We start from the raw sequence: 1,451 nt of genomic DNA, 5'->3' as shown, positions 1-1,451 counted from the left end.
AACAGAGATTGAACTGAAGAGTTTGATCCTGGCTCAGATTGAACGCTGGCGGCATGCTTTACACATGCAAGTCGAACGGCAGCGCGGGGCAACCTGGCGGCGAGTGGCGAACGGGTGAGTAATATATCGGAACGTACCCAAGAGTGGGGGATAACGTAGCGAAAGTTACGCTAATACCGCATACGATCTAAGGATGAAAGCAGGGGATCTTCGGACCTTGTGCTCCTGGAGCGGCCGATATCTGATTAGCTAGTTGGTGAGGTAAAGGCTCACCAAGGCCACGATCAGTAGCTGGTCTGAGAGGACGACCAGCCACACTGGAACTGAGACACGGTCCAGACTCCTACGGGAGGCAGCAGTGGGGAATTTTGGACAATGGGCGAAAGCCTGATCCAGCAATGCCGCGTGAGTGAAGAAGGCCTTCGGGTTGTAAAGCTCTTTTGTCAGGGAAGAAACGGTGAGGGCTAATATCCTTCGCTAATGACGGTACCTGAAGAATAAGCACCGGCTAACTACGTGCCAGCAGCCGCGGTAATACGTAGGGTGCAAGCGTTAATCGGAATTACTGGGCGTAAAGCGTGCGCAGGCGGTTTTGTAAGTCTGACGTGAAATCCCCGGGCTCAACCTGGGAATTGCGTTGGAGACTGCAAGGCTAGAATCTGGCAGAGGGGGGTAGAATTCCACGTGTAGCAGTGAAATGCGTAGAGATGTGGAGGAACACCGATGGCGAAGGCAGCCCCCTGGGTCAAGATTGACGCTCATGCACGAAAGCGTGGGGAGCAAACAGGATTAGATACCCTGGTAGTCCACGCCCTAAACGATGTCTACTAGTTGTCGGGTTTTAATTAACTTGGTAACGCAGCTAACGCGTGAAGTAGACCGCCTGGGGAGTACGGTCGCAAGATTAAAACTCAAAGGAATTGACGGGGACCCGCACAAGCGGTGGATGATGTGGATTAATTCGATGCAACGCGAAAAACCTTACCTACCCTTGACATGTACGGAAGACCGAAGAGATTTGGTTGTGCTCGAAAGAGAACCGTAACACAGGTGCTGCATGGCTGTCGTCAGCTCGTGTCGTGAGATGTTGGGTTAAGTCCCGCAACGAGCGCAACCCTTGTCATTAGTTGCTACATTTAGTTGAGCACTCTAATGAGACTGCCGGTGACAAACCGGAGGAAGGTGGGGATGACGTCAAGTCCTCATGGCCCTTATGGGTAGGGCTTCACACGTCATACAATGGTACATACAGAGGGCCGCCAACCCGCGAGGGGGAGCTAATCCCAGAAAGTGTATCGTAGTCCGGATCGCAGTCTGCAACTCGACTGCGTGAAGTTGGAATCGCTAGTAATCGCGGATCAGCATGTCGCGGTGAATACGTTCCCGGGTCTTGTACACACCGCCCGTCACACCATGGGAGCGGGTTTTACCAGAAGTAGGTAGCTTAACCG

The 1,451-nt window shown here is 52.9% G+C and carries 1 rRNA gene; it reads left to right on the top strand.

Annotation, left to right across the window (positions count from 1 at the left end):
• Positions 1–10: 10 nt before the first annotated feature.
• Positions 11–1,451, top strand: a 16S ribosomal RNA gene (locus tag NX775_RS23840); the annotation flags it as partial.

It is taken from the genome of Massilia aurea (genome assembly GCF_024753205.1).
In the GTDB taxonomy this organism is placed as follows: Bacteria; Pseudomonadota; Gammaproteobacteria; order Burkholderiales; family Burkholderiaceae_D; genus Telluria; species Telluria aurea.
Note: the sequence above shows the minus strand (reverse complement) of the source record. Positions and strands in the feature narration are given on the sequence as shown.